The sequence below is a fragment of the Lactobacillus sp. UMNPBX4 genome (assembly GCF_002554115.1).
GTDB lineage: Bacteria > Bacillota > Bacilli > Lactobacillales > Lactobacillaceae > Lactobacillus > Lactobacillus gallinarum.
In genome coordinates this window covers 1-8024 of record NZ_PCZF01000063.1, presented here as the reverse complement: position 1 = coordinate 8024, position 8024 = coordinate 1, and the positions used below count along the sequence as shown (strand labels likewise).

Sequence of the window (8024 nt, the reverse complement as noted above, 5' to 3'; positions counted from 1 at the left end):
TTCAATATACAGAATTTAATTTTCAAAAGTGTTCAATTTGAAATTGCAATTTTCGAAAAGTTTTTTGTTTTAAAAACAATATGGATAGCTGTAATCTTATTAGCACTTATAAACATGATTTATCTTAATGCTTTGAAAAATAATAAAAAAGTAGACATGCTAAAATAAGTAATTATATAGCAATAAAGAAGTATAAAAGAGAGCAATTAATTCTTACTTGTATCTGCGCATAATTCATATTATGTAAAGTTATAAGTAAGAATATCGTAAATACACAAACAGAAGACATTTTCGTGTATTTTAAAATTGGCAACTCTTTTTATACTTTTTATTTTTGCTTTTTTATTTGTTGCAAGTTAATTAAAGTTTTTTACTTTTATAAAGATGCTGAGATCGCAATTCTACGGTCAAGTTCATTATTTTTAATTAATAATCAATGGATCTATTGATTAATTTCTAACAAAATTTAAAGGCTTAAGTGAAATACCATGTACATTCAATAACTAGCTAATCAAGCTAATACGCTGATATTTTTACCATAATAATAAATAGATTTAATACAGATTCTCAGACTAAAAATCGGTCTAATTTCATGCTGATTATAGGGATATTCATAGTAAAATGGCATGATCAGCTGATTTAATAATGATTTTAGGGGGTAGACAATTCGTCATATAAATTTTGCTGAATCATTATTAATGAAATAATCCCTTTAACGACCATATTCTTTATACTTGCTTTCTATAAATGGTAATTAATTAGATAAATTATATTTGCTATGCATTACTTAAAACAATAATTTTAATGATAGCAAGAACTAAGTTCCTATCAAAACAGCTATTTTTGCTGATTTATAAAGTTCAAACAAATTTTATATTTTGTTTTAATTTTCATTCATTCTTTATAAAAATCCTTATATTATAAAGAATCTCTACGTCTCATAGCTTTTCTAAGCTTTTTTCTTTTATTACTCCACAGTACACTTGCTAATCATCTTTCTATTTTTAATATTCAGCGTTTGATTTTTAACAATTACGTATTACATAATGAATAAAAAATAACTTTTTATTTGAACAATCATAAATTCTTTTAAAGTAAGTCATTATTAATCAACTGAAACCTAAACATAATTGGCTTCAGTTGACAATGAGAGCCCAAAATTCTATTCAAAACAGCCAGATTATCTTCAATTCATTGTTTCAAAATCTATTTATTTTTATCAATTTGTAGCATCACTGTCTTTAATGCTTTTATTTCTCTCCCCTCTCCCAAGAGAATAGGGCAACAAAAAAGGCTAAATCTAGGATAAAATCCTTATTTTAGCCTTTTCGTTTGTAGTACGTACTAAAAATTTTTACTCATATAAACGTTATGCAGTTCTAAATTTGCTGACAACGAAGGCAACAATGATTACCAAAATTACTGCACCTAAAATTGACGGTACAATTGCCATGCCAGCAACTTGTGGTCCCCAGGCACCCAATAAAGCTTGACCTAATGAGGAACCAATTAACCCTGCTAAGATATTAGCAATCCAGTTCATTGATCTGCCGTGCCCTGTAAGAGCTCCAGCAATCAAACCAATAACTCCTCCAACAATTAATACCCAAATCCAATGTAGCATTTTGATCACCTTTGCTTTCATTAAAGAAACATCTATATACTTTATTTAGCTAATTAAGCGCTTTTCTTAACTATCTATATTTTATATAATTACAATATTTTTGTCATTAAAGTAATATACGAAATAGCCCTCCTTATACATTTCTTTAGGTTTTAAGTATTATTCTTGACATTTAAAAATTAAAAGTGTCTAAAAAGTATAATATTCTAATTGTAATATCAGTATCTATTTATTTTCATTCAAATTTCTTCACCACGTCTATTATCATACTTGGCTAAGTACTAGCACTTTTTTACTGTTTGCTAGGCCTTTTGAACGTGCATCCCTCTAAGGAGGCATAAACCAAAAAGAATGACATTTAATAATCATTCCATGCTCGACTCTCAATTATTATCCCAATTTTATTGCAATTATTTCTATCTGATTACTACAATATTAATATTTAATCTCAACTATTGCATTTTGGTACCTACCAATGTAATCTATAATATGTAAGTTTTAAATATATTAAAAGTGAGAGATATAGATTATTAACTCTCTCCACCAATTATGGAGGAATTAATTTGTTAAAAAAGAAAACATTCGTAAAATTAGCTTGTGCAACTATGTTAGTAAACACTGGGATGAGTCTCCTACCTGCATCCCTCTCTCCTATTAATCCTTCCCATGTACAAGCTTCAGCAACTTCCGTAGCAGCAAAAGAACTAGGGATTGATGTTGCTAGTTATCAAAGTGCGGATTTAACAGCTCATGCCAAAGCCGGATCTCAATTTGCAATAGTCAAAGTTAGTGAAGGTACTAGCTATCGTAATCCAAAGGCTGCCGCTCAAATCAAATCTGCCATTGCTAACGACATGATGCCGATGGGTTATCACTTTGCTACATTTAGTTCTAATGCTTCTATAGCTAAAAGTGAAGCTAAATATGCTGTAGCATCTGCTAAAGCCCTTGGCCTTCCTAAAGGATCCTACTTAGCTTGTGATTATGAAACTGGCAGCGGCAATATAATTACTAACGGTAAGAACGTCACCGCTAAGGCAATCTTAGCCTTTATGGATGAAATTAAAGCAGCTGGCTATCAGCCACTACTTTACGCTAGTTCTTCTGTGTTACAAAATAACATTAATACACCATCTATTATCAAAAAATATCCTAATTCCTTATGGGTAGCAGCATATGCTATATCTGGACGAGTAGATAAGCCTAATTTTAAATACTTCCCTTCAATGGACGGCGTAGCTATCTGGCAATACACTGATAATTGGAAAGGAATGTCTACAGACGGTAATGTAACTATTCTCCCATTATCTATTTCAGGCTCTGCAGTTTCCCAAGCACCTTCTAACTCTAATGCCAAACATACTGGCACAATAATGTATAAGTCCTACGTATATGATGGCAATGGCAAGCGTACCGGCGAAGTTTATAAAGCTTATACATCAGTCAATTACTATGGTGGCAAGACAAAATTAAGCAATGGTAAATCAGCTGTTAAAATTGGCGATAATAAATACATCATGGCAAGCAATATCTTAGGTAACTCACGTATATTTAAGACTGAGGCCGATGTTTACCAAAGCAATGGATCACTTAACACCGAGTGGAAAACATTAAAGCAAGGTTCACCTATTAAGACATATGGACCAAAACATTATATTAACAATGAAGCCTACTATAGAGTTGGTAAAAATGCATACGTAAAGGCTGAAAATTTTAAATAATTGAAAAAGGACTAGACGTAATAGTTTAGTCCTTTTTGTTATAGATCAATTATCAGATTTAAGCTTATGTTTCAAAATTAATTTAGTAAATTATTTTTGAATTTTTTAGCATCTTGCATAGATAATATATACAGATATGTAGGCTAAAAAAGATGAGAGTTACTAAATTAGTTATTGGAATTTTAATGATTGTTTTGTCAGTATGGCTATTTCTAGACGGACTGTTAGGTCAATTACTAGGCATATACGCAGCTAAAAGTATAGTTGGTGGTATTCTTGAAATAATCATAGCTGGCCTGTTTATTGGCGCTGGAATTGTCTATATTTGCTTAGAAAAAAGTCCTCACTTAGGTGGAGATATAACTGGCCTAATTTTGATGATTATCGCAGGCGTTCTAGGAATATTTGGTGGTTTTATATATGCCTGGATGTTTTTGTATGCGGCTATTGCATTAGTAATCGGATTTGGATTTTACATTTGGCATCGTATAATTGGTACTGATGATTAGAAAAAGATATTCAAAATATATAAGAGTGGATTGATTATTAGAAAAGATCAATTCACTTTTTTGTTTTTTTATTAACTATCAATAGCTTAATTTAATAATACTCCCCGCCTTTTTGCATCCCTTAAGTACAAATATGATAAAATTAAACTCATCACTATTAAGTATGAATTGAGGAATTTAAAACATATGCGTAAAAAGAAACTTATTTCATTGTTAAGCTTAAGTATTTTAAGCGTAGCTTTACTTTCTGGCTGTAGCAATTTTGAAAATTGGGAGCTGTCTATGCGCTCTAAAATCGGTGCTTTACCATTGACAGTTTCCACTTATGATTCAAATGGACAAAAGATCGATCAAATTAAGGCAAAATCTGTTAATATTCATACAGATAAAAAGATGTCTCAAAAAGACAGCAATGGTAACGAAAAATCTAGCGTAATTGACATTGATTACGGTCACAACAGAATGATTCACGTAGGCTCCACTCTTATTGCCTATGAAGGACTAAAGAATTACGAAGATGAATTTAATAAGCATGTTAATATCAATGATCAAAACAAGGCTGTTCCACTATTAAATACTATGTATCAAAATTTTAAAAATGACTGGAATGGTGATGCTAAAGTAGTTATGATTAGAAGCCAACTAGGGATGCCAATTGCTGTATTCACTGGTAAAAACGTTTCTATCCATAAAAGTGATATGAAAAATGCTACCCAGTTTGTAATTGATGGTCATCGTCTTGTTGCTTATAGAGCTGATTACACTATTTATCCAATAGCTAGTTTAAAGAAATAATATATTAAAAAAGCGCCTCACACATGAGACGCCTTTTTAATTGATCCATCTAAAGATTGTAAAGCCATTTTGCCTTTTATTAAATTGGATCTTCAAGCACTATTATTCCTTAATTAAAGTATTGAAAGCTTCATTAGTAGCTACAATATCACCCATAACCTGGTTAACCCAATCGTTGAGTTTATCGTTATCATAGTTTTCAAGACCACCTTCAGTATCTCCAATATCAGCAATACCATTATTAAAGTCTACCATTTCAGTGATTAATCTTTCTGCAAAATCTTTAGTTGTACCGGCAAAATTATCCGCAAAGGTATCAACGTTACCATAAGCATCTGTGATATCACTAAAAGTTTGTACCATCTTGCTAAAAGTATCGTTCAAATTATTAACGTCTTCTTGAGTTGGTACAGTTAATTCTTCATTTTCATTATTAAGCTGCTCATCCAAACGAACACCGATATCATTTAATACTAAATGACCATCATACAAACGATTTAATAATTTAATACCACTTGGATTCTTAGCTTGAAAATTTACATCAATTTCTTCTGTCATAATTTTTCCTCGTCTTATATAATCTTCGTCTTTATTGTACAATTTTTATACATGAAATTTCAAAAACAATATTTTAAACTAAATTAACATTAAATATAAATATTTTTTGAAAATTTGGCGTTTAAGACTTGATCATTAGATTTAATCATCTTAAAATAAATACTTGAAAGGTAAGTTGTACCATACAAACAACACCGTCTAATAATACAGATTGTTTAGCTTGATGTTAAATGCCTATATTATATAGATAAACATAATCAAAGTTACTATAACTGGAATGCTGAAGGGTTGCTACCGGCGTTGCTAGTATTCCAGTTATAGTGACGTGGTTTATTCCATTCTTTAAATACTTATGAACAATTTTTTACAATAATACTATAGATATTATCGTTTGAGTTGGGAAAAGTAATTAAAGCTGGGATTTTTAATATTCACCTATCTCCAAAGATAGGTGTTTTTTATTGCCTTTTTCTATGATACAATTATTTAAACACTTGTTCGAGTAAGGAGAAAATATGGAATCTACTAAGTATCTTAGCTTAATTAAAACTGAACTAGATAATATGCCAGACTTTGTTAAACAATATAATTTAGGTACTAATCACTCATTAACAACCACCTATCAATATTTAACCGAGATACGTCGTTTTTTTAATTGGTTACGTCAAGAAGGCATCTCTACTGCAAAAGATAATCAACATATCTTACCAGATACTTTAGCAAATTTACGGCGAAATGATATCATGTTGTACATTGATAACTTAGGCCACACTAAGAATAAGCAAGGACACTTGAACTCCCCCACTACTATTAATCGTTCTATTAATGCCCTACGCTCTTTATTTAAATTTTTGACCATTACATCAGATAATAATAATGGTGAGCCCTATTTTGAGCGCAACGTAATGCTCAAAATTGAGTCTTTAAATGATACTAAAACATTAAATTATCGTGCTCACGTTTTAGAATCACACATGTACACTGGAAACCTCAAATTCGAATTTCTTAAATTTATTAATCATGACTATGAAAATAAATGCAATAAGCAAGCTAAACCTGGTTTCAAGATGAATAAAGAAAGAGATATGGCCATTATTGCTTTAATTTTAGGGACAGGAATTCGAGTTTCTGAGTGTGCTGGCGTAGATATGCAAGATTTGAATATAAAGGACGCAGTTTTAGATGTCACGCGTAAAGGCGGACAAAAGGATAGTGTCCCTATTGCTGAATGGACTCTAAACTATATTAAAAATTATAAAAAAATCCGAACTGAGCGTTATATGGCCGATTCTAAGCAAACGGCTTTCTTTCTAACAAGATGGCACAATAAAACAAAACGCATGACTACTAATGCAATTGAAAAAATGGTTAGCAAATATTCAGCCAGCTTTGGTCATCCTCTTACCCCTCATAAATTGCGCCATACATTAGCTTCTGAATTGTATGCTGTTACTAAAGATCAAGTTTTAGTAGCACAGCAATTAGGTCAAAAAGGAACAACTGCCACAGATTTATATACTCACGTAGATCAAAAGAAGCAGCGAGCAGCATTAGATGCAATTTCTAATGATCATCAAAATTTAAATGAAACTAAATAATAAAACAGCACCAAACTATATAAAAATGGTGCTGTTTTTAATATGTTCAGCAATAACAAAAGTGTTATTGCTGATTGCTCCATAAATAATAGTAAATTTATTATTATATCCATAACTGCAACTATAACAATTTTACTATTAATATTAAATAATAAAAAAGACACTGTTTTTTAGTTTAACAGCGCCTCTTTTATTATTTAGTTAAATCTAATTTATCAATGTCTATCATCCATGCAATCGCAATAGACTTTTCACCTAAGTGTGTAGCAATTACAGGACTGAATTCAGCCACATCCACCGGCTTATCTGGGAAGTTAGTATTAATAAACTCTTTTATGTCTTCTGCTTGTTTGAGGTCATTAGAATGAAATACGAATAAACGTAATCTATCCTTATAAGGTAATTCTGCAGTTTTTTCTAAAGTAAGTTTCTTAACCTTGGCAACAGCACGCTTTAAAGATCTGATTTTATCAAAAGCAACAATTTTACCATCATCATTAAATGTTAATAATGGTTTTATTTGCAGCATAGTACCAATAAACGCACCTGCGTTGCTTAAACGACCGCCTCTGCTTAAATTCTTAAGATCATCAACTACAAAATATTCATCGATTGTCTTTCGAATTTCGTCCAGTTTCTTTAAAATAGCTTCTGGTTCCATGCCATTCTTAATCATTCTAGCAGCAGCTAATACCAAATAACCTTGTAATCTTACGGTCATTTTAGAATCATAAGGATATAGATTATATTCCGGATTATTATGAGCCATGTTTACCATGTTTTGATAAAATCCAGAAATACCACTCGATAAAGTAATAGCAATGATAGCCTCATAGCCTTCTCCATGAAGCTTATTGCATAATTCAATCATTTGACCCATGCTTGGTTGTGAAGTCTTAGGAAAAGCTGCGCCTTGCTTTTGTAGTTCAAAAAGTTGCGCAGAAGTAATATTAACTCCTTCTAAGTATTCCTTGTCGCCAACGATGACGGGAATCGGAACCACATTAATATTATTGTCCTTAACTTCTTGTTCAGTTAAGACACTAGTACTGTCAGTAACTAATGCGATTTTCAATTTATTTCCCCTTCCCAATTTCTTTAATTATATAATACAGAAGAATTATAGCATAAAACCATTAATTACACACCTATTGCAAGTCGTTTGTAAGTGTCAATGTTTTTGCGGTAGCCTTTAAACCATTAGTCTAACCTTAATTTC

General features: G+C 31.1%; 7 protein-coding genes. 4 read left to right on the top strand and 3 right to left on the bottom strand.

The window, feature by feature from the left end; all coding sequences use genetic code 11:
- Window positions 1-1369: 1369 nt before the first annotated feature.
- Window positions 1370-1624, bottom strand: coding sequence for a GlsB/YeaQ/YmgE family stress response membrane protein (locus tag CP355_RS09065; protein ID WP_025005684.1), 255 nt, complete (start codon window positions 1622-1624; stop codon window positions 1370-1372).
- Window positions 1625-2187: 563 nt separating this feature from the next.
- Here CP355_RS09065 and CP355_RS09060 point away from each other — a divergent pair.
- The 3 genes from CP355_RS09060 (at window position 2188) to CP355_RS09050 (ending at window position 4649) form a co-directional block, all read left to right on the top strand.
- Window positions 2188-3345, top strand: a complete 1158-nt coding sequence (locus tag CP355_RS09060; RefSeq protein ID WP_098044374.1) for a GH25 family lysozyme — start codon at window positions 2188-2190, stop codon at window positions 3343-3345.
- 152 nt (window positions 3346-3497) lie between these two features.
- The gene (locus CP355_RS09055; RefSeq protein ID WP_098044373.1) at window positions 3498-3854 is read left to right on the top strand and encodes a hypothetical protein; all 357 of its coding nucleotides are present in this window, start codon (window positions 3498-3500) and stop codon (window positions 3852-3854) included.
- Between the two features lie 186 nt (window positions 3855-4040).
- Window positions 4041-4649, top strand: a complete 609-nt coding sequence (locus CP355_RS09050) for a DUF5052 family protein (protein WP_025005682.1) — start codon at window positions 4041-4043, stop codon at window positions 4647-4649.
- A 102-nt stretch (window positions 4650-4751) separates the two neighbouring features.
- Here the strand turns inward: CP355_RS09050 and CP355_RS09045 are convergent, their stop codons facing one another.
- On the bottom strand, window positions 4752-5207 hold the full coding sequence (locus CP355_RS09045) for a hypothetical protein (protein WP_098044372.1): 456 nt from the start codon (window positions 5205-5207) through the stop codon (window positions 4752-4754).
- A gap of 515 nt (window positions 5208-5722) precedes the next feature.
- Here CP355_RS09045 and xerS point away from each other — a divergent pair.
- Window positions 5723-6805 (top strand): tyrosine recombinase XerS, encoded by a 1083-nt coding sequence (xerS, locus tag CP355_RS09040; protein ID WP_087235533.1) that lies wholly within the window; start codon window positions 5723-5725, stop codon window positions 6803-6805.
- Window positions 6806-6998: 193 nt separating this feature from the next.
- Here the strand turns inward: xerS and CP355_RS09030 are convergent, their stop codons facing one another.
- Entirely contained in the window at window positions 6999-7880 is an 882-nt protein-coding gene (locus tag CP355_RS09030; protein ID WP_098044371.1) for a DegV family protein, read from the bottom strand.
- Window positions 7881-8024 lie beyond the last annotated feature (144 nt).